Annotated in this window: 15 protein-coding genes; 1 reads left to right on the top strand and 14 read right to left on the bottom strand. The window is 41.4% G+C overall.

The window, feature by feature from the left end; translation table 11 throughout:
• Positions 1-25 precede the first annotated feature (25 nt).
• The 14 genes from murQ to B3E00_RS08450 form a co-directional block, all read right to left on the bottom strand.
• Positions 26-838 (bottom strand): N-acetylmuramic acid 6-phosphate etherase, encoded by an 813-nt coding sequence (gene murQ / locus B3E00_RS08515; protein WP_209578509.1) that lies wholly within the window; start codon positions 836-838, stop codon positions 26-28.
• A gap of 22 nt (positions 839-860) precedes the next feature.
• Entirely contained in the window at positions 861-1,496 is a 636-nt protein-coding gene (locus tag B3E00_RS08510; protein WP_293884155.1) for a polysaccharide deacetylase family protein, read from the bottom strand.
• A gap of 59 nt (positions 1,497-1,555) precedes the next feature.
• Positions 1,556-3,382, bottom strand: a complete 1,827-nt coding sequence (locus B3E00_RS08505; RefSeq protein ID WP_293938062.1) for a glycoside hydrolase family 9 protein — start codon at positions 3,380-3,382, stop codon at positions 1,556-1,558.
• Between the two features lie 43 nt (positions 3,383-3,425).
• A complete protein-coding gene (locus B3E00_RS08500; protein WP_293884159.1) occupies positions 3,426-5,285 on the bottom strand; it encodes a PQQ-binding-like beta-propeller repeat protein in 1,860 nt (619 codons plus the stop codon).
• A gap of 176 nt (positions 5,286-5,461) precedes the next feature.
• A complete protein-coding gene (locus B3E00_RS08495) occupies positions 5,462-7,321 on the bottom strand; it encodes a RagB/SusD family nutrient uptake outer membrane protein (protein WP_293884161.1) in 1,860 nt (619 codons plus the stop codon).
• Between the two features lie 11 nt (positions 7,322-7,332).
• Entirely contained in the window at positions 7,333-10,794 is a 3,462-nt protein-coding gene (locus B3E00_RS08490; protein ID WP_293884163.1) for a SusC/RagA family TonB-linked outer membrane protein, read from the bottom strand.
• A gap of 52 nt (positions 10,795-10,846) precedes the next feature.
• Positions 10,847-12,088, bottom strand: coding sequence for an exo-beta-N-acetylmuramidase NamZ family protein (locus tag B3E00_RS08485; protein ID WP_293884165.1), 1,242 nt, complete (start codon positions 12,086-12,088; stop codon positions 10,847-10,849).
• Positions 12,089-12,694: 606 nt separating this feature from the next.
• On the bottom strand, positions 12,695-13,696 hold the full coding sequence (locus B3E00_RS08480; protein ID WP_209578505.1) for a phosphodiester glycosidase family protein: 1,002 nt from the start codon (positions 13,694-13,696) through the stop codon (positions 12,695-12,697).
• A gap of 2 nt (positions 13,697-13,698) precedes the next feature.
• Positions 13,699-14,502: a DUF4397 domain-containing protein gene (locus B3E00_RS08475; RefSeq protein WP_209578504.1), complete on the bottom strand. Its 804-nt coding sequence runs from the start codon at positions 14,500-14,502 to the stop codon at positions 13,699-13,701.
• A gap of 18 nt (positions 14,503-14,520) precedes the next feature.
• The gene (locus B3E00_RS08470; protein ID WP_209578503.1) at positions 14,521-16,101 is read right to left on the bottom strand and encodes a SusD/RagB family nutrient-binding outer membrane lipoprotein; all 1,581 of its coding nucleotides are present in this window, start codon (positions 16,099-16,101) and stop codon (positions 14,521-14,523) included.
• 4 nt (positions 16,102-16,105) lie between these two features.
• Positions 16,106-19,183: a SusC/RagA family TonB-linked outer membrane protein gene (locus B3E00_RS08465; RefSeq protein ID WP_209578502.1), complete on the bottom strand. Its 3,078-nt coding sequence runs from the start codon at positions 19,181-19,183 to the stop codon at positions 16,106-16,108.
• A 398-nt stretch (positions 19,184-19,581) separates the two neighbouring features.
• Positions 19,582-20,229 (bottom strand): N-acetylmuramoyl-L-alanine amidase, encoded by a 648-nt coding sequence (locus tag B3E00_RS08460; RefSeq protein WP_209578501.1) that lies wholly within the window; start codon positions 20,227-20,229, stop codon positions 19,582-19,584.
• A gap of 101 nt (positions 20,230-20,330) precedes the next feature.
• Positions 20,331-21,968: a SusD/RagB family nutrient-binding outer membrane lipoprotein gene (locus B3E00_RS08455; protein ID WP_293884171.1), complete on the bottom strand. Its 1,638-nt coding sequence runs from the start codon at positions 21,966-21,968 to the stop codon at positions 20,331-20,333.
• A 3-nt stretch (positions 21,969-21,971) separates the two neighbouring features.
• On the bottom strand, positions 21,972-25,058 hold the full coding sequence (locus B3E00_RS08450; RefSeq protein ID WP_293938060.1) for a SusC/RagA family TonB-linked outer membrane protein: 3,087 nt from the start codon (positions 25,056-25,058) through the stop codon (positions 21,972-21,974).
• Between the two features lie 609 nt (positions 25,059-25,667).
• Between B3E00_RS08450 and B3E00_RS08445 the strand changes: the two genes are divergently transcribed.
• Positions 25,668-26,315, top strand: coding sequence for a DUF6266 family protein (locus tag B3E00_RS08445; RefSeq protein ID WP_209578496.1), 648 nt, complete (start codon positions 25,668-25,670; stop codon positions 26,313-26,315).
• Positions 26,316-26,323 lie beyond the last annotated feature (8 nt).

The raw sequence follows: 26,323 nt of genomic DNA, 5'->3' as shown, positions 1-26,323 counted from the left end.
ATAGGTGATTAGTAATTGGTTATAGTCAATGCGCTGCCTGATAGGATTCTATCGCCTGTCTCACGTTCCCGAACTGCTCAAGCAAAGCAGCAGCTTCATCCTCGGGCGCCCCTGTTTGATCCATAATGATACGCACACCACGACCTACCAGCTTATGATTTGACAATTGCATATCGACCATCTTATTCCCTTTGACCCTACCCAATTGGATCATAACTGCGGTGCTAAACATATTTAATACCAGCTTCTGTGCAGTACCCGATTTCATGCGTGTAGACCCAGTGACGAATTCTGGTCCCACAATTACTTCGACAGGATATTGCGCTATTTCCGCAATAGGAGAGCCACCATTGCAGACGATACATCCTGTCACAAGTCCTTTTTCATTTGCGGTTTTCAATCCACCAATCACATAAGGAGTCGTGCCAGAAGCCGCAATACCCACCACAACATCGTTCTCATCGATATCATAGGCTTCCATATCCTTCCAGGCCTGCTCCAGATCATCTTCTGCAAATTCAACCGCTTTCCGAATTGCGGTATCGCCACCGGCGATCAAGCCGATTATCCATTCAAATGGCACACCGTAAGTTGGAGGTAATTCAGATGCATCTAACACGCCTAGACGGCCACTCGTACCAGCGCCGATATAAAAAGTTCGACCACCAGCCTTCATTTTCTCCACAGTGACCTTAACCAATGCTTCAATCTGAGGGATAGCCTGCTCTACAGCAAGTGGCACAGATTTATCCTCATTATTGATATTAGTCAATAATTCATGCACAGACATCTTGTCCAAATCCTGATAATTCGAATCTTTCTCCGTTGTATTTACCATTATTAGTATGTATTGTATTTCTTTATTTCAATAAATCGGGCACATCTACAAATTGATACCCTTTTCCCTTTAATATGCGAATGATATCATCCAAATGATGATACAGTTTATCTTTACGCCGGTCATCCGTTCCCATATGAATCAACAGCATAAACCCGTTAAGCCCAAATCGTGCCTCGTAGGACCACAGATTGTCGAGAATCACTTCCGATGACAAATAACGAACCCCCATTTCAGGATACGTATAATCGGCCGCTGTCCGTATTCCGGGTGTATAATTAACCGAAGATAGCCCCAACGCTTTTGCCCAATTGACCGTTTCAGTCGTATACCATTCATACGAAGGAATATAATAGGACAGATTTCGGCTATTAATACCTGCACTTTGCAATGCATTCAGATTAGCCTTTACATCAGTCACAAAAGAGTCGCGTGTAACCAATAACACACTTCTACTTCCCCAGTCGCTGACCAAAAGATGCTTATCCGAATGCCCCGAGACATAGTGACCATCCCTTAACATCCGACGCACATACGGTTTAAAGGTCGGATTTCTGAGGTAATCACCTGTCAAGAAAAATGAACCTTTTACATGATGACGTTTTAAGGCATCCAACACTGCTGAAGTACCTTCCGACAAATCATGACCAGTAAACATCAGCGCCACCTTTTGTGTTGTCGAGTCGCCCCGGACAATAGCACCAAAAATATCCTGGGTTACTTTTTTCCAATAGGCTCCTCCATGGCCTTACCCTCTTTTGAAGCAAGCAAATAAATGAGAGAAGCTGTTCCATCCATGGTCGGCTCATTGGTACTATAGTCCCCGTAATCATCGTGATAGACGGCCAAATCACTTTGAAACTCCGCATAACGATCGGGATTATTCAGCTTGATACCAATCAAATTGCGATAAGTTGATGCCATAATAGGGCCATCAACCAAACCTCCGTCGATCGGGTGCTTTCCCAGAAACGTGAATGCCGAATGCGGATCCACAGGTGTATCGCCCCAAGATGGAAGACCATAAACCATGCTTGTTCCCCAGGGATTTGTCCCAAACAACCAGTCAAAATTAGCCTGAGCGAGCTCATCAAATTGTGCATCTCCTGTCAGTTCCTTGTACCACAAACATTGGATGGCAAAAGAGACAGTCAAATTATTGCTGCACCAGATAAAGGGAACTCCCCGATAAAAGGCATTTAACTCTGCTCTGCGATTAACTTCCTCAATCCCTTGCTTATAGTAAGAAACAATCTCCTCGCGATCTTGCCCTTTTAATCCTTTTGCCAGTTCATAATGTCCAAGGTTGATAAACGGATACCACTGATAGTGAGCGGCAGTATCGGTTATCATCCAAGGTGTCACCTTCTCCTGTCTGGCATATTGTAAACCCTCTTGGGCAAATTTCTTTTTCTTTGTCGCTGAAAACCCCATTGCAGCAGCCAACTGCATATCATCCACCCAATTGTCTTCTGCATAGATATAGGGCGATTTCACAGAAACCGTCTGTGTCACGCCGGGCTTAATATTGGCATAGGCATAGGCGGACGCTGATTTCTTCGACAGCAGTCTGGCATACTTCCGATCTTCCTTAGCAAACAACGTCGCCCCGAGGCGAAAAGCACTGCTAAATTTACCCGCAGTAGAGCTTGTACCGGTCGTGTTGTTCCTATACTTGCCCCGTTGTTGTGGCGCACCATCGATAAAATACACCGGCCTTTCAAATCCACGTCCATAATACGGATCTTCCTTAGGCATCCGCATACTGGCATGATCCCGGTCGTCTCCAATCTGATTGTACATTTCATTAGCCTTGGGATGCATTTTCAACAACCAATCTAATCCCCATTTCGCTTCATCCAGAACATCCGCACGACCATTTTTACCATCAAGCCCATTCGCCAGCTTCCAATCACCAAACACTCTTGGAAAATCACGATAGGCAGCAAGCAAGTGAAATGTTGCATTTGCCGAGGTTGTCGCATATTGCAAGTAATCAGAAGCATCGTGCCAACCACCACCAGCATCGATATACGAACTATCTTGAATACCCACCTTTCCGGCGTAAAGTGTAAAACCATCGTGTGTATGGCAACTATCTTGCAGAAAAGGGTTGAATAATGTGCGTTGTTGTCGCATATATCGCAATACAAAATCTGCGGCCCCTTGATAAACGTCCCGCGCAATTCGGAATGTTGCTGATTTTACATCGTCAGCTTGAACAAAGAAGCGTCCTGTATCTTGTACGGCAGAAAAATCAAAACGAAAACTTTGAATAAAAGGACCGTAGGCCCCATAATCTTTTCCAACAGGATGCACATACACAGTTTTACCTGTTTTTGCGTTTTTAATCTCAAAAGAACGAAGCTGCCTGATTGATTTTCCACCCCATACTGCAACCTTCTTACTTGCCGGAGTATAGCCCAATTGGTTTATTCTAATCCAAGCATTTTGCTGTGCTTTCGCAAAGTTACAAACAAAACATGCAAAAACAAGCATAAAAGCTTGACGTAAATTTAAGAAGTTTAGACATTTTTTTATCATATCAAGGCATTTATTTTCAAAAAAGATCTTTACGTCCAATTGTTTAAAATGCTAACGACACTATTTTACCATCCATTGTGCTCGCAATCACACCTTTTTGACCATTTATTGCAACGGGATTTAGCATTCCATTCGATATTTTATATTGCCATACAACTTCGCCTGTTTTTGCGCTTACTGCAGAAAGTAAACCCGAATGACTCGGCACAAACACCAATCTACCGTTTGTACTAATAGCCGACGGCGTCAACTCATAAGGTAACTTCAATGCAGACTTCCAAACAACATCCATGCTGTTTCCGGCCACCGATACACCCAACAGATCACCATCCATTGTCTTTACATAAACCAATTTACGATCTGCAGAAAGCCCCATCGACTCCCGTACTCGAATTGTATCTCTTTTTTCCCGCCAAATAACTGCTCCTGATTTCGCGTCCAGCGCTGTCATAAAACGATCGGGCGCAACCACAAAAACACGATTATTTACGCCGACTGGATTACATGCAGCAGCAGAAAACATGCGATTGGCCTGTCCATTGTTCCATTCCCAGGAAAGACGACCTGTCTTGGCATTCAGGGCATAAAACCCATTACTCCATGAACCGAAAATGACATTGCCCAAATAATAGGTCGGTAATGTTGACACAAATCCTTTGACCTGATCAAAACTCCATTTTACAGCACCTGTTTTAATATCCAACGCTCTAAACTTACCATCAGAACCGCCGATAAAAGCGACGCCATCGTGTAGTAATGGCGATCCCAAAACAGCTTTCTCTGTCTGCACCTTCCACAGTAATCGACCATTCCGAGCATCCACGGCATAAATTGCATGATCCGATGATCCAGCCACCACGATTCCTTTCGAAACTGCAGGCGTGGAATACACTTTACCACCAGTACGGAATGCCCACAACTTCCTGCCGGTCTTTAAATCGAGTGCAAAGATATCTCCGGCAGTGTTTGATGTAATCACGCTATTTTTGTAAACCGTCAGTCCCGCTCCGATATCACTTGCATCTTCAAAAGTCCAATTGACCTTAACTTGATTGGCATATTTTGTATTGACAGCATAACTAGGTCGTGGGTAAGTCGCGGTTTCATTTTCAAAATGATGATTGAAAAGAGGGACAACGAGCCAGGGCTTTTCCTGGGTACCCATTCCCGGGTTACGCTCTTGATAAGTGGCCTTACCGTCTGCAATGGTTACAATATTATAACCACCAATTTCCTTATTTGCCCGCAGATTAGAGCGCCCCATTACACCAGGAATTCCTTCCCAATCGTATAATTTATTGATATGCCCGTGCCCACAAATTGCCAGTTGAACATTCCGTGTTTTAACCCTTTTCAACGCGTCAAACCAGTTATTCAACGATGAATCTTGTGGATAGTGGTTAATATAGATCAATGGCAGCTGTTTATCCGGATTCGCGGCAAAAACAGCGTCCATCCAGACCAGATTTTCGCGTGGAATCTGACCGGGGCTCATCCGCATATTCGGACCAGAATTGGTCCCCATAAATGCATAGCCTTTGTGCTTGAAGAAAAAAGTTTCACCACCAAAAACGGTGCGAAAAGTATTCGCTCCATTTTCAGACCAATTTCCATCATGATTCCCCGGAATAACATACCAGGGAAGCTGCAAGCTATCCAAAATACGCTTAGCCAGCTTGAGCTCATGATCAGCACCAAACTCGGTGATATCACCAGACAGTATCACGAAATCAATATCTTTCACCGTATTTAGATCCTTTACTGTACGTCGCAAATCTTCCGCTCCTGTTGCACCGCCAACATGCGTATCGGTCACGTGAGCGAATTTGAAAGACTGCTGTGCAATCGAGACATTAAAAATGCAAGATAATGCAATAAAAAAGGTAATAATTGGAAACCTCATGCGTAATGTTTTCTTAAAAATAGCGTTTTTATGCATAAAACAGAAATAATATTGCGTTTTTATGCAAAAGCAATGTTAGATATTGGTTGAGATGCGCCTAGACAGCATTCGCTATTAGAGCATAAAAAAGCCTTGTCTATAAACATAGACAAGGCTTAATAGATATGTAAATTAAATTACCACCCTTTAGTTTGGGTTAACTTATAACCTTTGGCAGCATATTCATTCACCTGCTCTAATCCAACAGGCGCAATATAAGAGCGATCTGTAAATGATTCCCGGTTGCGTACGTCCTCAACGCGATAATAACCAATTAACTTATCGCCATTCGTACCATCATACGAAATGGTATTACCATTCGCATCCACCACTTTCAACAAACCTTTTTTGCTATCCACCAACAAGGCCGGCATATCTTGTTTAACATTGATCCAAGGACCCAAGAAATAGTCGTTGTTTTTGCTGAAATCCATGTAATTCAACTTCTTCCAACGCTTGATATCAAGCAGACGTAATCCTTCATAAACAAACTCCATACGTCGCTCACGTCTGATTTCCCACATCAACGGCGAAACGTCAGCATCGCGGGAAGGATCATTTGCAATGGCGCCAACTTGCAATGGAGCTGTTTTCTGAACACCCTTTGCAACCGCAACAGCGTCAAGTGGACGATTACGGATCGCATTAATGGATTTATCGATATCAGTCTGTGTCACTGCAACACCACCGAAACCTTCTGCCAAAATTTGCTTCGCCTCAACCCAGTTCAGCACAACTTCCGCCAGGCGGATCACAGGAGCATCCGAGGTATTTGTACTGGAAGCCCAAGCTGCCGGATAAGTTTTGCCCAAATAACCCAAAGCTTCTCGGGATGCAAACTTATACGCATAGAAAAGTGTCGACGAAGATGTTAGGGGTTTCTCGTAGATGGAAGCCTCAAAACGTGGATCACGCGTAAGCGCCAGATCTTTCAGCGTAAAGCTATTTGCATTTGCCAAAGAAGAACTTTGCCATGGCTTACCGTCGTTACAGATAAAAGATTTAATCAACACAAGATTAGCAGCATTACTCTGGCCTTCTGTACCATTACTATACGATCCTACACTATGCGTTGCGCTTTTCGTAGCATCATAAGCGCGGTACATAATCACCTCCTTATTAGCACTTAAATCATCCGAAGCAAATAAGCTTTTGAAATCACTGCTAAAATTATAGGCATTGGAAGCCATAACAACTTCCGCGGCTTTTTGTGCCATTTCAAGGTATTTTTTTGCTCTTTCCTTATCTAAATTGTGATAATACAAAAAGGAACCTTCAAACAACATCAGTCTGGAGATAAACGATGCCGCCACATATTTATTCAAATATTGCTTACCATCATTTGTACGCATATTATCCAGTACATACTGAAAATCGTCATACACATGATCCATTACTACCGCACGGCTGTCGCGATCCTTGTACATCAAATCCAGTTCAGTATCTTTCAATTCCTTATCATAATAAGGTACGTCACCAAACACTTCGACCAATCGGCTATACTCAAACCCTCTGAAAAAACGAGCTACCGCCATCCAATGACGGTACGTTTCATCATTGATATTCGGTTTGGTTTTGTTCTCAATACGGTCGATAAAGATATTTGCTTTGCGCACATAAGTAAAACTCCAAGTTGGACCCGCATACTCACGGATCATTTCAGGAGTTTCCATTAAAGCTATCGTGCTGGAATATTGATTTTTTCGACTTGTAGGAATCGTATTCTCAAAATTATCCTGAATATTTTTCTTCGTTAGATCATCCGAAAAATCATAACCTGTCACCGGCGCATAAGCCTTAGCGAAACCTGTATTATATCCCGTAAAATAATTGGCATAAAAACCGTTAGCGTACAGGCGCAGCGCAAGTTCGTTGCCCCAACCTTTATCATCTTCCAAGCTTGTCAACTGATTACGATCAAGCACGTCTTTATTACAGGATGATAGCACCAACGTTGCTCCAAGCGCCAAAAATGCTATTTTCTTTGTAAATTTCATTGTTGTAAATTTTAAAAATTAACCTGAACACCAAACGACACCGACTTAAACATTGGTGTACCAACACCTGTTCTACCCGAGTTATAATTTGTAGCATTAAAAATAGAAAATCCATTGATTGCCTCTGGGTCTACCGGTAAGCCGTTCAGCTTATCAAAAGTGAAGAAGTTTTCCAATGAAGTATATACTCTTGCCGTTTTGATAAATGCTTTTCGCGTCAATGTCGACGGAAAGGTATAACCCAATGTGATATTTTTAATACGTAAATACGACATATCCAATAGGTAACGGGACTGTTTAACCATATTGTTTGCATCATTGCTTGCCGCATTATTATATGCTCTCGGATAGAAAGCACCTGTATGGTCTGCCGACCAGAAATTATCAGCAATTGCTGAAGGCATAGCACCATCCGAAGCGTTATAACCAGGAATCGTCAAGAAACCATTACCCCAGATCTGACGTTTTCCAACCCCCTGCATAAATCCAGAAAGATCAAAGCCCTTATAGTCAAATCCCAAACGGAAGCCGTATTCATAACGCGGTGTTTCGTTACCGATAATCTCCATATCACCATGATCATCCAAGGTACCAGCTCCGGCATTAATCTGACCATCGCCATTCAAGTCAGTAAATTTCACGTCACCAGGACCAAATTTAAAATTACTGCTTGTCGGGAAGGTATTGTAAGCGCCGTTAGGATCTGAAAGCTTATTAAATTTCTTTTTATTAATTTCAATCTCCACCATCTTTCCCGAAGCATCATATTCAAAATCACCCGCCTGATATAATCTATCAGTACGATAACCCCAGATTTCACCCACATCTTTACCATTATAGTAATCTGAAATTACCCGCGTGTTTGTATATTGCAGAATAGTCGTTTTCGCATCCGATAACGTTCCTCTGACATTAAAGCCAAAGCCGCCTTCAAAACGATGGTTAAAATCTAAAGCGAGTTCCCATCCTTGTGTACGTAAGGCGCCAAAGTTACCCTGTGGTGCAGGAGCTCCAAAAGTTGCACTAACATCACCACTTGGGACGATCATGTTTTTAGTATCTCTTCTATACCAATCGAAAACTAATCCCAATTTATTTTTGAACATGCGCATATCCAAACCTATGTCTGTCGTTTCAATACGCTGCCACTTCAATTCACTTCTTACTGCCGAAGGAGTTCCAATCGTAAAATAACGGCTACCGTCAGCACCCAACCAAGCTACATCCCCCGGTATCATGGTCGATGTGTATAAACTCGGTGGTACAGTTTGATCACCAATAGATCCCCACGAACCTCTAAACTTCAACTGATTAAGTGTAGGCTTAGCCCATTCCATAAAACTCTCTTCCGAAGCTACCCAACCTGCCGAGAAAGATGGGAACCATTGCCATTTCAAATCTTTCGGAAATTTCGAAGAACCATCATAGCGAATGTTTGCCTCCACAAGGTATTTATTTTTATAGGCATAATTTACACGTCCGAAATAGCCTAGTTGTGCCTCCCATGCAGCATCACCTTTCGCCAATTGCGCAGACGTATTTACACCGAAACCCAATTGTGGATTACGAATATCCAATAAGTTAAATGTTTGCGAAGAGTTCATATCATAATCCAACGTCACACGGTTAACACCGGCAATAAATTTGAAATCATGATCATCGTCCAGATTTAAATCATAGGTCGTGAACGCATTGATAGTATTATTACGACGAGCACCTGAAGCTCTCAAAAAGTGATCAGGATTTGCTCCATTAGCCGTATACGTATAGTAATTCAGATCATATGCAGCCATCGCTCCTGTAGCACCTGCAGCAACCACCTGACCATCAGAATTTACATAGATCGGATTACCCGAAGCATCTTTTCTCGCTACACCCGCAACCCAAGAATCTGCCGCAGTAAAACGTGTACCAGGCTGCGTTGTGATTTCCTCTTGATTGGAGAATGTGTAATCAAAATCAACTTTCCAGTTCTTCTTGATATTCACAGTTGCTCCTAAATTCAAATTGATGTAGTTATTTTGGAAACTCGCCGTATTTGCGGAAGACGTCTCGCTCCATGGGCTACGAATCATATTACCTCTGTCGTCATACCCCATCGGATACAATGAGCTCCAGCGATAGAGATACAACCACGGATCTGCGGTCGTTGAACTTGTTGTATAAGGGTACTCTTTTTTACGGCGCGACACCATAGCACCACCGCGCACCGTTAAATATTTATTAATATCAGAGGATATGCGCAATGCCGCATTTGTACGGTTAAACTTGTCATGATCCGTTGTTTTCATCATACCAGACTGACTCAACAACCCCATGCTCAAATTATATTGTGTCTTACCCGATGTACCCGAAATACTTAAATCATGCTGAGAAGTAGGGGCAGCCTTACGGATCATATAATCCTCTACGTTGTAGGTACGAACACCATACTTTTTAGTAGGTTCGGCAGGATTGACATACCAATCACGGCCATAAACAGTAGGATCATTAGCACCAATGGAGTTACCGTAATTCTTTTTCCAATCCAATGCCCGCTGATAGCTTTCGCGGTTAATTTTGTAAAAAGCACCTGTCTCAGATTCCCCGACACGTTCAGCTGCTTCCAAAGAGTATTTGAGCGCATTCACATCGCCCATATTATAATCTACGGCAGAGTTCTGGAAGGAGAAGTTATTGGAATAATTGATATTGAAGCTATCGCCACCCTTTGCTCCTTTTTTTGTGGTAATCAATACCACACCAAATGCAGCTTTAGCACCATAAATAGAAGAAGCAGCTGCATCCTTCAGTACCGAAATAGACTCGACATCAGCAGGATTAACCAATTGGATACTTGGAATCTCCACATTATCCAATAAAATAAGCGGACTAGATCCCCCAGCAATCGAACCCATTTGACCACGGATTTTCATCACCGGATCGGAACCAACTTCTCCACTAGGCACCACAACAGTCAGACCCGGTGTCGTACCTTGAATACCGCGGCCAACATCTGCAATAGCACGGCCCTGAAGATTATCCTTTACATTAATAGTAGAAACAGCACCAGTTAAGTTACCTTTTTTCTGAGTACCGTACCCCACCACCACAACTTCATCCAACGCTTGATTATCGTCGGCTAGCGTCACATCAAGCGAACCTGAAGTTACGGAAACTTCCTTCGTCACGTATCCAACAGATGAAAAACGCAACTTGCTCCCCACGGCAGCTGTAATTTTAAATTGTCCTTGAGCATCGGTCTTTGTTGACGCAGTACCGCCAATCAAAAATACACTTACCCCAGAGACTGGACCTTTTCCATCCTTTACAGTACCTTGCACCGTATTTTGAACCGCACCTTTTGCAGAAGAACGTAGAAGAGCGCTTGTTAAATTACCACTGTTCAACGTACCTTCTTTCTTTGTAAAAGAATAGGATTCAGAAGGAAAACTCAATCCAAGAGCAACAGAAAATAGTACAAATTTTCTCATTGATTATAGAGTTTTAAAATAAATGATTCTAGTTAATATTTGTTAGTTATTGCTATTCAAAATCAGTGTAAAGCAGATACTTTTGACGCATTTGCTTATATGCTTTTAAGTCATCGGACCACGACGCACGAATCTGTTTCTCGGATTGACCAGCAAGGATCTGCTTTCGTAATTGATCAGTGCCTGCCAGTTTATCAAAAAATTCAGGCCGTGCAAAAAAAGTGGATTTATCCGGCGTCTTTTGATAAAAATCCAATAGATATTTTAAGGTGAATTTTTGACTCGCTGGATCTAAAGCCCGTAGGTCTATACCATAATTTGTAGCCCCTTTTCCTTCCACATGCTTCGACATACCATGGCGTTCGCCGGGGGTAAACGTAAAAGAACCGTATACCGGATTTGTATATCCTAAAACCTGAAAAGGCCAATCTGTACCACGTCCTACCGAAATGTCAGTCCCTTCGAAAAGGCACAATGAAAGATATAAACGTACAGACAGTGGATTGGGTAAACTTGGCGAGGGAACTACGGGCAAATCATACATTGTTTTGTGATCCCAGTTTTGCACCTTCACAATCTGTATATCCGCCTGGCGCCCATTCTCCAACCAACGTTCTCCATTGATCATCTGTGCAAGCTCTCCAATAGTCAGACCGTGAATCATAGCTATCTTATGCCAAGACACATCGGATTTAAATTTATCGTCATGCCTTACAGGACCATCTACTTGATCGCCATTTGGGTTTGGGCGATCTAGAATGATCAGTTTTTTATTATGTTTTGCACAAAGTTCCATGACACGATGCAATGAAGTGATATAGGTATAAAAACGCGCACCCACATCTTGTAGATCGAAAATCATGACATCAATGGAATTCACAATGGAATCCTGCTTTTTATTGCCACCATATAATGTAAACAAAGGCAAACCTGTTTTCTGATCCACATCATTCCCAAACTTCTCGCCACGTTCAACATTACCACGGAAACCGTGCTCAGGAGCAAAAGCAAACTTTAAGTCAACTTTGTTCTCCATCAATACATCAACAAGATGCTTTTTATCGGAACCAACAATCGAGGTTTGATTCCCCATAATACCTACCTTCTTACCTTTTAATTGAGGCAGATATAAATCGAGCTGGTCCGCTCCTGGCAGAATCACATTCTCCGCAGCCCCCGCTACGCGTATCCCATTTGCCGTATTGACCTGAGCAGACTTTAGTGAACTGCCGCAAGAGACAAAACCGGCAATCGAAATCACAAAGGCAAGTTTTAATAAGGTAGTTTTCATCATAAATAGACTTTTAGCTCATGCAGAAATGCAGTTTTATGCATGAATAATTGAAAATCAGGATAAAAGTAAGTAGAAGTTTTCGTTTTTAAAACAAAACTTGTCACAAAAACGCAAAAGAAAGTAAGTGTTCACTTTTTCTCAAAGTTAAAAATGGAATAAAGCCATCAATTATGAATCACCGCACAGCCACTAAAAATATGAGTTAAACAGTAGAATTACAACCATTTAAAGAAATATCTCAATATTAAATTCATTATGACGTCGCGGGATAAAAATACGAACAAGTAACAAACACATTATTTTTAAAACAGCACGCATAACACGCATAAATCAGTATTAGAAAGCAACTAAAACATTGGCTATCAAACCACCAAATTGCCATTCAGCAAAAAACTGCAACTATTTTATTACCTCACCACCCTGCCGCTATTGGCGGCAACGCCTGCGTGCCTCTATAATCTTTTACCCCAAAAAGCCAACGAACACATCGACTATTTCAGCGCCCAAGATTTACGACCGTCTGAGCCTTGCATAAATTCCATATCATGCAAAAGGGCTTTCGGATATCTCTTCCAAAAGCCCTTATGCATGCTATTTAGATAGAAACTATTTTACCACAAAACCAATACCATTGGCACTAGAACCACCTGCAGCTGCTACCGGTTTATTGACCACTTTCCAGCTTACTCCGCCGGTCTGCGCGTCATTTTCTATGCGTTGCACCATTACGGATGCAGCTCCACCATTTGTAACAAAAGCATCAGAAGCTCCGATTGATTGCATAATCTTTCCTAAATCATTATAGGTAATACCAACGGAAAAAGCATTCGTACCACCATCCACCACAACAGCATACAAATAATTTTTATCAGCACTGATTCCCACGGCTGTATTCGCCTGTACCGTTGTTGCCGTCGAAGCCACAGTAGCACCTTTATATAACAGCCATGTACCCCCAGACACCAATGACGCAAGATCATTTAAATTATATGCGTCCATCGACGATGATTCCGATGGTTTATTGCCTACAAAAACAGAGCCGTCCTTTTTCACCCCCAAGAAGGGCCTTGTATTTGATGTCGCTGTCGTGGTGGTCGTTTTCAACAGTCGACTTCTAAAGATGAACGAACCTGTCGGCGCCGAAGAGGTTACGACATCTCCATTGATTGCTGCTATTACTTTACCTCCAGAACGGCCTTCATTATATTTAGCCATATCTGCCATAGTCTGCACCGTAAATAGATAATCATCGAAAGGACTTAGTGCTGCCACCTTTACATTAGACTTCGAAAGATCCACCTCTAAAATCTGCATACTCATGGCCTGATTTAATTTATTCACATAACGAACATGCGTACGCTTTATTCCATTTGCAAGGGTTGTCGTAGAATCCAGCTTAAAAATTGAGATAATATCCGTTTTGTCCATAATCTTTTTTATGAGCGTACCGATCTCATTGTCAGGCGGTATCACTTCCGGAGTAGTCACCACAGGCTCTTTTTGCTCAAATACAGGATAATCATCCCGCTGTTTACAGGCCACCAGCGAAAGGAGCAAGTAAAACGATGCAGTTATACACAGTTTATTTCTATATTTTTTATTTTTCATGACTATCGAATTAAGAAAAATGAAACATAAGGTTTCATGATGGTAGATGTAAAACCTTCGTACCCCAGCGCATAGACAGTATATGATCTTCGGTCCAAAATCGCACCGGCATTTGAATAAGAAGCTAATACCGAAGCGTTTGTGATAGGCGATCCTGCCCGACGTATCTTCCAGGTACGGGTTGTGATACGATTTAACTCAAAATACGGACTAGTCTCCAAATACTTCACATTTTTAGCGACCAATGAGTCCTGTGTTGGCTCAGAGGATGTTACGGCAGCACCATAATAGAGATCTATAGCTTCCACATTAGGCATTAGATTTGTAAAACGGTAGCGCGCCTGTGTACTATCTGGACGCGTTAAATCTTCTTCATTCAAAATCATTCTTGTATTTTTTGCAGTATCCGTCACATGCAGCGTATAACGCTTACCCGCCTCAAACTTCACCGTAGATTGGTATAATATGATGGAATCCAAACCACTATCCGTCTTATAAGGCAATCCAACCTGCACATTAACAGAACCCGATTTCCATTTCAGAAAGTCCGGACGAGAATCACCACGGGTATTATAACCGCCGCCTGGAAAAGGCTCTCTGCCCCGGATAAGCGGAGTAACGCGCTGGCCATCAAACTTTACATACATATAACGATCGTCTGGATAAACAGAAGCCATGTTGATTTTAACAATTGCATCGTCTGCCCCCATAAATTCCACATCGCCAAAATTCTGTATGGCTTTATCACAAGAATAAAAACCAAAAAGAAACAAGCAGGCACCTAATATAATTTTCAAACTTTTCATACTTTAATCTTTAATGGATTAATTATCTTTTGTTACAAACCAGGTAGGTTTGGTGACATAATATGGATCCAAGGCTCCCCACTTATCCAACTCTTTTGCATTCCACGCATACTCCGAGTTATAACGGGGACGCACCCTATAACAGTAAGCCTGATATTGCAAGCCCGAACCGCTAAGTGACTGATACTGCTTAAAAATATTCGTGTCGTAATTATACTTGCGCAGATCACACCACTGTTCCAATCCGCCCCAGCCCCATTGTACGATATATTTCTGTCCCATAATATCGGAAAGCATCAGATCAGCCGAAGTCTGCGGGATTTCACTACTCGTCAAATATGATTTGATCTGCGCTTCACTGATAGCAGTTTCAGCATTGGTATTGATATACTTGTTCACAAAAGTCATATGCGAGCGAATTGCATTCAGATAAGCTTCATAGGCCTCAGGCAGCGATCCCTTAATAAAAAGAGCCTCCGACTTAACCAACTGCAGTTGTGCATACGTCATCAATGGAAAATCGACTTTGTCTCTAAAAATGAATTTTCCTTCATACACACCTCCCACGATCTTACCCAGAACCGAAGGTATAATTGTCGCCGAATTGGTTACATTTGGCAGAGCCCCAGAAAAGACCGTATCGGCGGCGTTATCTAAATTCCTATTGATTATTCTTAAAAGGCGCGGGTCACTTGCGACACGTGAAGGCGCCGTTACGATACCCCTTAGCCCTCCAGATAAATAACTTACAATAGGTTGACCGGCACGGCTATAGTACGTACTCGTATAAACTCCATACAATGGCCCGACCACACTTGAGGTCTCGGCTTTATCGCCCAAAAACTTAACCGCCGCATCGTCATCATTTGATGCCAACGACTGGTTGACGTAATAAATAACAGAATCTGCATATTTTGATTTAAAATCAGGCTTATTCACCAAATGGATATACTGAAGGGCGCGAATACCATAAACAAACTTGCGCCATTTACCCATATCGCCCCGAAAAAGATTGTCTCCTTTTTCTGAACTCAAATTAGCACTATAATCGAGTGGGCTTTTTTGATCCATATAATACAAAGCAGAATCACACCATACCCTCACCTGCGCATAAACTTCTTTTTGATCGTCATATTGGAAGCTAAGCTGATCGCGCAAAGCTTCTTTCATAATCACTGGACCATGATAATCCGTAAGCATTTGGTACCCCCAGGCCTTAACGGCATAACCTATTGCTGCATACTCGTATTTCTCATTTTCCACGGCATCCCTGATCATATTAGCCAGGTTCCGCCCATGGTTAAAATAGACCATTCGCCACATCACTCCACCAACATCACTCTGTAGTCTAAACCCATGCCTTTCCCAAACTTTTGAAGCATCGTCAGCAGAAGCTCCCATAATGGACTGATTAAACTTATTCATAATGGTCTGATCCTGCGCATAACCGTTTGCCATATGAAATATAATGGGAGCCAACAAAATCTCGGCCTTAACATTTTGTGGATAAGATGGATTATCATTGATATCCATAAATTTTTTACAACCTGTCATTATCAAAGTCAATAACAACAAAGCCGTGACTATTTTTGCTTTCATAATTTTATAATTGTAGGTTAACGCCAAGGTTGAAGCCCTTCGGTCTGGCCATATTACCAAAATCTATTCCATATCCTCCCATTCCACCTATGCCGGTTGTATTCGAGTTACTTTCGGGATCCAATCCAGTATAATTTGTAAACATAACGAGGTCAGTAGCTGTAAAAAACGCCTTTAGTGAAGACCTTTCACCTAAGAACCGTGTCAGTCTTTTTGGCAACCGATAACTTAACGTAATATCACGCAGTCTCATTGTGTAGATATTCCGTTCCACGAACATACCCGGCTCGATATTGGTAAAATAATAAGCGGAGGAAGTATATGGTGTTACCGCAATATGGTTGATTGTAGGATTTTCCGAATTCTCCAATCCATCCTTCAAAACACCCCTTATCACCCGCGGATCTTCTCTATTTAGCGTTTTCGTCGACATACCCAGCGTATACATATTATAATCCAGTCCATTCAATACATCGCCACCTTTACGCCAGTCCCACAAAAATGTCAGGTACCAATCTTTATAATTGAACTTGTTGACCATCCCCAGCGTAAACTTCGGCAGGCGGTCGGCAATCGGGTAATAGCGGTCTGTCCCAGCGACCGGCAAACCAGTTGCCGGATCGATCAGTACGTCGCCTTTCGTATTACGCATAAACTGCGTTCCGGAAAGAGCACCCATACTGTAACCAGGCAATACAGCCGAGCGCACCCCGCTGAGCAGCCAAGTATCCGAATCATACAGTTCCGGCAAATCTTCAGCTAGCGACAACACACGGCCTTTATATTGGGTAAAGTTGAACACAAGGTTCCAGTTGAAATTATTCTTGACAATCGGATTGAATATTGCCTGAAGCTCGGTACCCACATTTTTGACTTTACCTCCGTTCATCATTTTTAAAACGAAGCCCGAGCCATAACTCAGTCGGGGCAAAATAATCTGACCATCACTCAGTCTGGAGAAATAACTAAAATCAAAAGAAACAAACTTTTTAAACAAAGAAAATTCTATCCCAGCCTCAAGCTCATTCGTCATTTCAGCAACGAGTTTATCATTTCCCCCATTGAAACCATAAGCATATCCACCGCCTGTAGAGTACTGAGGCTCATAATTCGATTTGATAAAATAAGACCGAAGTGGCCCTTTACCTGTTTTACCTGCTGAAAATCTAATTTTTCCATCTGAAATCACATCCGAGACTGCCTTAATTGGATTTAAATCTGTAAAATTAAAGGCCAAAGAACCCGAAGGATATGAGAAATAGGGATCATTCGGCATTAAACGTGATGTCCCATCCAAACGCCCAGATAAGGTCAGATACAGCAAAGTTTTATACCCTAATACAGCCTGACCAAAGAATCCGATAGACCGGTAGTTGTTGATGATATTTTTTGCCAGACGCGTCGACGCATAGGTATTATTGATACTGTAGAAGTTCGGATCAAAAAAATTAGTTCCGTATTGCGAATCCGTAATTGAGCTTTGATCGCGAATTTCACCACCTAAAAACGCACTGATTGAATAATCACCAAAAGTTTTATTGGCCGAAAAACGCGCATTACCGTACAGGATACGCGTATTATTCTGATAAGTACTATACTTACCACCGGTAGGTGAAGTGGAGGAACCCGAGCCGGAATAGGACTGCGGATGATAAACGCTTTCACCTTTTGTGCTGGAATAATCTATCCCCACAACACCTTCAAATCTGAGCCAGGACAATGGTTTATAGGTAAAATTTGAAGAAGCCAGCGTGCGGTTGGTTTTATCGTTGGCAATGTTCCGATACACATCCCAAAAAGGGTTATCCAGTTCATTATAAATATCCTTGGTATTTAATACACGATTGCCTTTTTCATCGATCCAATTCCTGACGTCGTAGAGCGGATTAAAGCGCATCAGTGTCATTAAATAACCTGTAGTTCCTTTTCTTGCTTTATCATTGTCCGAAAAGATAAAGTTGAAAGAAGTATTCAATTCAAATTTATTTGAAAATTTAGCAGTAGAATTTAATCGCGAAGAGAAACGCGTGTAACGTGTATTGGGAACGATACCCGTATTATCATTATATTCATTTGACCAGCGATAGCTTAGATTTTCATTACCACCATTAAAGGTTAAGTTATGCTTTTGATTATATCCATGACGAAAGAAATTTTTCACATTATCTTTATGCAACAGCATTTCCTCCTTGTATTTTGGACCTAATGCGTAGGAGGATGTACCATCATAATTCCCATTCAACCCTTGCATGTAGGTATACTGCCGTTCAGGAAATTTATTAACAAACTCCATTCTTCCCGAATAGCTATAATCAACCCCAAATTTACCACTCTTAGCTTTCTTTGTTGTAATAATGATTGCACCTCCAGCACCCGAACTCCCATATAATGCTGTTGCCTCTGGCCCCTTCATCACGACATAAGTTTCAATATCCGAAGGGTTAATATCCAGTGCCCGATTGGAATAATCCAGATCCCGATTGGCTCCATTCATTGCTAGATCATTTTCATTGACTGTCGAATTGTTAATCGGCACGCCATCGACAACAATCAATGCATTATTATCCCCTGAAATAGAGGCAAAACCCCGAAGCACGATTTGAGCCGAGGCGCCGGGCATACCCGACGTACTGTTAATGGACAAGCCCGGTACACGTCCTTGCAAGCCTTGAAAAAAACCTTCCCGCTGTGTATCCGAAACATCCTCTCCGCTAACTTTCGGTGTAGAATAACCCAAGGATTTTTTTGACCGCTCAATACCCATCGCTGTTACCACAACTTCATCTAGGGATGCATTATTCTCTTGGAGAACAACATTGATGACTGACCGGCCATTTACCGCAACTTCCTGCGATTGATACCCCACATATCGGAATACCAAAGACGCACCTTCAGAAACTGTTATCTTGTAATTACCTTGACTATTCGTCGCTGCCTGCCCCCCTTTTCCAGTCTCCCGCACGGTAACTCCAGCCAAACCGGCTCCACTTGCACTGGTCACTCTGCCGGCAATATTTTTTTGTGCTAGGGCAGCACCACAAAAACATAGTAAACCCAAAAAAATGAGCAAACTCCTTTTCATAATTTTAAATTTTAATTCATTAGATCAATTCGGTTTTAAATAGGTTGCACCGTAACCTAGTACGGTAACAAAACGCAAAATACGCACATTATTTGTTCATAAGCAGCTGCTATTTTTAGGTAAAAATATTGGTTTGTTCTTCTTTTCACCTCTAATATAGCACAAAAATGCAAAACATAAGCTATTATTTTCATTTTGTTCGCATAAAGTCAAGCACATAACTCATAAAAACGAATAACAAAGCAAAAAAAAAGACAATTCGGAAAAGTAGAAGCCGCAGATTGGAGCCATTTCATGGAATTCATTCTTAAAACCGAGAATAGTATGAGCGACACCATTAAGTAACAAAACGCAACAAGTGGCAATAACATTAAAAATTCTCAAAACAAAAAAAGAGACTAGGGTAGTCTCTTTAATTTTAAATCATTCAGCTCTGACCGCAATTCATTCATGAATTTATCGCCCGGATCGTCTTTACCTGTAATATAATTTGGATCTGTCTCTTTCCACCAACTTGTTTTTTTGAAACGCTGATATTCATGGTGTCCCAAAACAAATTCTATCGGGTATTTTTTGCTGAGATAGCGAATCAGTTCTTCATTAGCTTTCAGTTGTGCATTGGTTAGTGGAAACTGACGGCTACCGATATTCTCGATACCGATCGCACAATAGTTGAGCCCTATTGTATGTCGCGCAAAGATAGAATCGGGCAAAAATTGGTAAATAGTGCCATCACGATCAATGACAAATTGGGAAGATACATTCAAAGCACTTGCTTTGGTCAGCTCAGGTCTTCCCGGCAATTTCACCGGATTGAAAGTGTTGAATGTTGCTTTCACACTATTGTTTGCAGTCCAGTGCACAACAATCATTTTAGGATGAATAATCGGGGCTGACTGGGTCAGACCATGTCTATTTTTCAAATAATCCAAGGAAAGCTGTATTCGTTCCTGATTCCAAGTAATTGGTTTTTGAATGATCTTGGGAGATTGGGCGAACAACATCGCCGCCACGAGGCAATTAACAACTAACAGAATAGATCTCATTATACAAATCTAACAAATTAAAAATTTAGGTCAGTAATCATGCTATTGAAAAAGGCCTGAAGGATATACCTTCAAGCCTTAAAAAACATTCGTTTATACACTTATTTTTTATCCCAAAATACGGGTTTAGTAATATATGTTGGCGAACCTGCATCAGGATCGGCCTTTTTCACTTGGTCAAGATTATAGCTGTTTTCGTAAGAAGCTATTGCAAATCTCCTTGGCCAATCAGTTGGATTAGGAAAAGAATTTGCAAAAACATGACTAGGACGATTGAAACCTTTATAAATACCGATTGCCTCGTTATAATTACCAGACGCATCTGTGCAAAAATCCATTCTACGCAAGTCTGCCCATTGCTCTTGCGAGTAAGAAAGCGCTATATACTTTTGAATCATAATTTGGCTTAACGTCAGCTTGGAAGCATCCTGAACAACAGATGTACTCGCCAAGAACTTTGTCAGATCTCCACTGGCTACTCCCAGTATTTCCATATGAATTTTAATTCCATCTTTATACGCCTGGAGAGCCTGAGCAAGCTGTCCCTTTTTGAAACGTATCTCTGCTTCTATAAATTTCATTTCGGCACCGGTTAACAATAAACCTTTTCCACCTTTCCGCGTATACCATGTTCCGGTTGACAAAACACGCCCAGTAGAAGCTGCCGTATTGCTTCGCAAGGATATATAGACAGAATCAGCATGGGAAAACTGATTATTTTTTTCGTTGAAAGTCACCGCTACAGGACCTGTAGCGGGTAAAGAAGATTGCATATCCACCACTTTTGAACGCACCAATGCTCCTTTACCGTTATCCATACTAGGAACTAATAGATCCAAGCGAGGGTCTACCATATTATTCGCTCCTGTCGGAGCACCCGTATAATTATTGGTGATATAGTCGTAATATAGTTTCGTTATTCTTGCAGTAGTACCGGTATTCGCCCATTGCAGAGCAGCTTTAGAATTATCACTGACATCTTTACCTTCATCCACATACTGATACGTAGTACCATCAATACTTGAAGAAGGAGCCTTAGCCAATAAAGACAGAATTTCATCCGGATTATAATTTGCCTTCTTACTATAATGGTTTAAAAAACGCGCCTTTAGACCATAGGCCAATTTTATCCACTTTTGTACATCACCACCGTTATAGGTATCGCCTTCTTTCAAAGAAGGTGCATACTGATCTTGTGCTTTACTAAGATCTAAAATTGCTTCATCAAGCAGCGGCAGCACTTTCCCATAGATATATTCTCCGTCATCAAACTTAGGGGTAAGAATATCTTTATTATCAAATTCATCATAAGGCAAAATTCCATAACAGTCGACCATATATCCAAAACCCCATGCCTTTATAATCTTACCAACACCCACATAATGATTTGCGCCCACCTTATTAGCGGCATCGATCAGCGGCTGAATATTTACAGCAGTATTGACATACCAGGCTTGCCACGGCCATCCCACAGCGGCATTGGTCAGATTCCATCTTGTCAAATTCCAGTTATTGCTATTCGCATTTACCACTGCCAGTTGCTGTGTAATAAAAGAAACTCTTGTGCCGGCACTTTCATACCCATCAGCAAATTGAGCCAGTATAGGGGGCAAACGTTGCACAGCTGTCGGAACAGTCGTATTCGCCGAATTAGGGTTTTCATTTACATCAAGCCATTTGCTACACGAACCCAAAGCGAGTGCTGAGGCTGCAGCTACTATATAAATAAACTTTTTCATTTTTTAAAACTTTAGATTTAAACCAAAGGTTACTCCAGCAGTCGCCGGTACACCAGCATAATCCACACCTACAGAACCAGAACCTATCACGCCTGCTCCAGCAGCACTCACCTCTGGATCCATACCAGAATAATTTGTCCACAACCAGAGATTTGTTCCGGTCGCTGTGACTGATGCCGCTTTAAATATTTTAGAACGCTTCAAAAAGTCAGGAGGCAAGCTATACGTCAGACTTAAGGAACGGAGACGCAACCAATTTACAGTTTCAACGAAATTTGGAGTATTGAGCGAATAAATATCTCTGTAATAGTCTTCTGTTGCAACCACTTCCTTCGTAATCATCTCATATGCTTTCGTCTCCGGATTAAGCGCCATCCCCGTAAAGGAAAGTTTATCACCTCTGTTTTCCGTCACTTTACTTAAGCCATTATAGGCCAAAAGATACTCTGTGCCATTTAAGATATCTCCACCTTTTCTAAAATCAAATAAGAATGATAGCTCCCAGTTTTTATAGACAAAGGTATTATTTAGCCCCCCAATAAAACTCGGCTCTCTGTTCCCTATCGGCTTAGTGGCATCGGTTGATGTCAACGGATATCCTGTTTTCCAATCCAACAACAAATTTCCGTCAGCATCGCGCTGCCAGGTTGAACCACTTATACCCATAAAATTTCCATTACCAAAAGAAGCAGCCTTTCCATTACCCACTTGAACATCAGTAACATACAAAATAGGTAAAGAAGCTGGCAATGACTTCACCACTCCTTTGTTATGAGAGAAATTCAAAGCCAAATCCCATCTAAAATCTTCTTTTTTAATTGGAGAGGTATTAATAGACACCTCTATACCTTTATTTTCAATCTCGCCCGTATTGACAAAACTTAATATATATCCTGTTGCATTTGAAACGCGAGGTTGCAAGATTTGATCTTTAGAATTGTTTTTATAATACGTAAATTCTAAACCTAACTTGTTTTTGAATAACTTCAGATCAGTACCAACTTCAAAAGAGGTCGTTGTCTCAGGTTTCAATTGATCATTACCCCTCGTCCAATAATTTCTAAACCCACCCCCAACGGTCAATTGAGGCTCAAACAAATAGGTTGCTGTTTGATAAGCAGGCGCATCTTTACCGACCTGTGCCCATGAAGCTCGCAACTTACCATAATTCAAAATATCGCTTTTCTCCATGAGTTCCGTGAAGATTAAACTCCCAGAAAAAGAAGGATAAAAGAACGAACGATTTTGTATCGGCAAGGTAGAAGACCAATCATTACGACCTGTAGCACTTAGGAATAATAGGTTTTTATAACCGATACGCAAATCCCCATAGACACCTAGCAATCTTTTTTTGGTGATGGATTCATTGAAATACTTATTCTTTGCATCCGCATTGTTTATGCTTTCAAAATTCGGAATAGAGAATTTCTCGGCACGCATGGAATTTGCTTGAAGATATGTATCCTCTGCTGTTGTACCCAGCAGGAAATTAACATCCCAATCCTGTTTAATTTGTTTATGGAAATTCAACATAAAATTGGAATTGATATAATTATATTGACGAATACTTTCGGAGAGCATTCCTTTTTGCCAAGCTTCCTTTACGGCTGAGCCGGGCGTTATAATGGATCTAAAATTCGTGGTGTAATTATCAACACCTAACTTGTAAGTCGCATCTAACCAATCCGTAATCTTTACATTCGTATATACATTCCCTAGAAAACGGTTTGTCTTGTCATTTTGAGGGTTTTTATGGATTGTCCAATACGGATTATCAACATTATCTTCAAGCGCCACGTTCGGTAACAGTAAAATCTGTTTGCCACTAGGATCTATCCAGTTTTTCATGTCCACATTACGCGGAAAAGCTAGAATAGATTCCATATATCCCAACCCAGAACCTCCCCAAAGACCAGACCCGGTTAAGGTTTTCTGCGTGGTACTATGCGAGTAGGATGCGTTTGCGCCAAATGTAAAAACACCAACTTTTTGTTCGCCGTTAAATCGGAAAGTAGTACGTTTAAAATCGGTGGTGGGCACAATACCTGATTGGTCTAAATTCGAGCCAGATAAATAAAAATTACCCTTTGCATTACCCCCTGACACATTGAATGAGTTATCAAAACTCGTTGCATTTTGATAGAAGTCCCCTAAATTATCATAAACAGTTTCTCCAGGTTGAAAAGCATCTCCCCAAGACAGATACGTATTATCAGTAATCCTATTCCCTTTATAATTAGAACCCTGCTTAAATTTATCTTGTAACTTCGGCAAGCGATTTACCCAATTCACACCAAAGCGTGAGTTTATTCCTATCGAAGTAGCCCCATCTTTCCCCTTTTTGGTCGTTACGACAATAGCACCCGCTGCTGCCCGCAAGCCATACAGTGCCGCAGCTGCAGGCCCTTTCAAAACCGATATAGATTCAATATCCTCCGGATTTAAATCCAACGCACGATTACCATTCGTGGTGGAAATATTCGTATTACCATCAAAGGCGGAATTATCACCTTGCCCAGTGGAATTATCCATTGGCATACCATCGATAACAAATAAGGGTTGATTATCCCGTTCGAGGGATGTACCGCCACGAATAACGATGGAAGCAGATGCTCCTGGCGCTCCTCCCGAATTCGTCACATTTACACCAGCAATCTTGCCATTTAATGAATTGATCACATTCGGATTTTTATTCTTCATCAACTCATCCGATTTAATATCTTGGACAGCATACCCTAGCGCCTTTTTTTCCTTCTTGATTCCCATTGCCGTCACAACAACTTCTTCGAGAGCTTCCTCGCTACCAGAAAGTGCAACATTGATCGTCGCATTTGTGCCAACTAATTGTTGCCTTTCTTGAGAACCCACTGCTCTAAAAATCAAAATATCACCCGGCTCTGCACTGATCGTAAAACTGCCATCGGGCTTCGTTTGTGTACTGACAGCTTTACCTTTGATACTCACGGTGACATTGGCCATGTTACCTCCATCAGAAGCATTCGTCACTTTACCCGTTACAGTTTTGGTCTGCGCCCACAAGCTAGTGGAGAGCATCACCCCTGAACAGAATAAGAGAAATTTTTTATTCATGGTTTTTAGTTAGTTGTTAATAATTGCCCGCGACAGGAGGTTCCAGTCCACGGTTTTTTCAATTGCTACACAATACTATGAAAAGCATCGTATTTATGCAAGTTTATGCGCAATTATTTAAAAAAGAAATGACAACAAACACATTAACGCACAATTTAACAGCAAAAAAACTGGCATTCCACCTCAAAATAGATACAAAACCGCACAGCTTAGCAAAATAAAAGCAAAACATCTCTTAAAAACATCTAAAATCTTTATTAAAAGTGCCCATAGAACCTGTTTTACATTATTTGATGGTAAAAATATAGGCATAAATATAAAAAATCACCAATACATGCATCATCCAATAAATACCAGCGCGCTTACGCAGGCTTCCCCTGTCTACCACAATTTACGTTAACAAATAGATACCATTTTCGGAGATCCTTCGGTGCTTGTTCGGTACTTCCTCGGTACTTGCTCGGTGTTTCTTCGGTTACAACCGAAGAAACACCGAGCAAGTACCGATCTAGTTACGTAAAAATAACGAGAGAAGGCCGAACTTGATATTGACAAATACGTATTAATTTGTTAACTTAAGGGAAAAATAAACACTAATTGATATCGATTATGGCAGTCATTAAAAACGGTGCCAACGGCACACTTTCGGGGAAAGCAGGATCAATAGTTTTTGTTACAAATGGAAACAAAACCTATGCAAGGGGCTTACCAAAGAAAAGCACAAAAAAGCCTACTGTGGATCAAATCCAGTCGCGTTTACGGTTTTCTCTCATCCAAAAATTTAGCTCCTCAATGCTCTATTTGTTACGGATCGGATTTAAAAACTATAACCCCAATAAAAAGGCTTATAGCAACGCCATGTCCTACAATCTTAATAATGCTATAGAAAAAACCGCAACGGGCTATGCCATCAACTATGAAAACTTCCGTATTAGTAAAGGGATCCTTAATCCGATTACCTCCTATAGATTTGAGATAGATAAAGAGACAGAAACATTCACCCTCTTCTGGGATTATGACACAAAGCTAAGTGTAGCTTCTGGCCTCAATGCAAGCAGCTGTCGACTGATTCTATCTGGCCCAGAAGAACTTGCATTTGCCAATGAGGGCATGAATACGCTTCTCCAACAAACACAAACGGTAAAACTTCAACGACAAGAGCATATCGGCACCTACCACATCTATGTGTTCTTCCATAAATCAGATGGAAGCGACGAATGTACAGACAGCAAATATCTAGGTACTGTCGAATGGTAGTGAAGAGC

The organism is Sphingobacterium sp. UBA5996, assembly GCF_002429765.1.
GTDB lineage: Bacteria > Bacteroidota > Bacteroidia > Sphingobacteriales > Sphingobacteriaceae > Sphingobacterium.
This window is presented reverse-complemented; position numbering and strand designations above follow the sequence as displayed.

Bases quoted from the DNA above. Each gene is read 5' to 3' on its own strand.
- murQ (WP_209578509.1), bottom strand. From the start codon at position 838: ATGGTAAATACAACGGAGAAAGATTCGAATTATCAGGATTTGGACAAG.
- B3E00_RS08510 (WP_293884155.1), bottom strand. From the start codon at position 1,496: ATGTTTACTGGTCATGATTTGTCGGAAGGTACTTCAGCAGTGTTGGAT.
- B3E00_RS08505 (WP_293938062.1), bottom strand. From the start codon at position 3,382: ATGATAAAAAAATGTCTAAACTTCTTAAATTTACGTCAAGCTTTTATG.
- B3E00_RS08500 (WP_293884159.1), bottom strand. From the start codon at position 5,285: ATGAGGTTTCCAATTATTACCTTTTTTATTGCATTATCTTGCATTTTT.
- B3E00_RS08495 (WP_293884161.1), bottom strand. From the start codon at position 7,321: ATGAAATTTACAAAGAAAATAGCATTTTTGGCGCTTGGAGCAACGTTG.
- B3E00_RS08490 (WP_293884163.1), bottom strand. From the start codon at position 10,794: ATGAGAAAATTTGTACTATTTTCTGTTGCTCTTGGATTGAGTTTTCCT.
- B3E00_RS08485 (WP_293884165.1), bottom strand. From the start codon at position 12,088: ATGATGAAAACTACCTTATTAAAACTTGCCTTTGTGATTTCGATTGCC.
- B3E00_RS08480 (WP_209578505.1), bottom strand. From the start codon at position 13,696: ATGAAAAATAAAAAATATAGAAATAAACTGTGTATAACTGCATCGTTT.
- B3E00_RS08475 (WP_209578504.1), bottom strand. From the start codon at position 14,502: ATGAAAAGTTTGAAAATTATATTAGGTGCCTGCTTGTTTCTTTTTGGT.
- B3E00_RS08470 (WP_209578503.1), bottom strand. From the start codon at position 16,101: ATGAAAGCAAAAATAGTCACGGCTTTGTTGTTATTGACTTTGATAATG.
- B3E00_RS08465 (WP_209578502.1), bottom strand. From the start codon at position 19,183: ATGAAAAGGAGTTTGCTCATTTTTTTGGGTTTACTATGTTTTTGTGGT.
- B3E00_RS08460 (WP_209578501.1), bottom strand. From the start codon at position 20,229: ATGAGATCTATTCTGTTAGTTGTTAATTGCCTCGTGGCGGCGATGTTG.
- B3E00_RS08455 (WP_293884171.1), bottom strand. From the start codon at position 21,968: ATGAAAAAGTTTATTTATATAGTAGCTGCAGCCTCAGCACTCGCTTTG.
- B3E00_RS08450 (WP_293938060.1), bottom strand. From the start codon at position 25,058: ATGAATAAAAAATTTCTCTTATTCTGTTCAGGGGTGATGCTCTCCACT.
- B3E00_RS08445 (WP_209578496.1), top strand. From the start codon at position 25,668: ATGGCAGTCATTAAAAACGGTGCCAACGGCACACTTTCGGGGAAAGCA.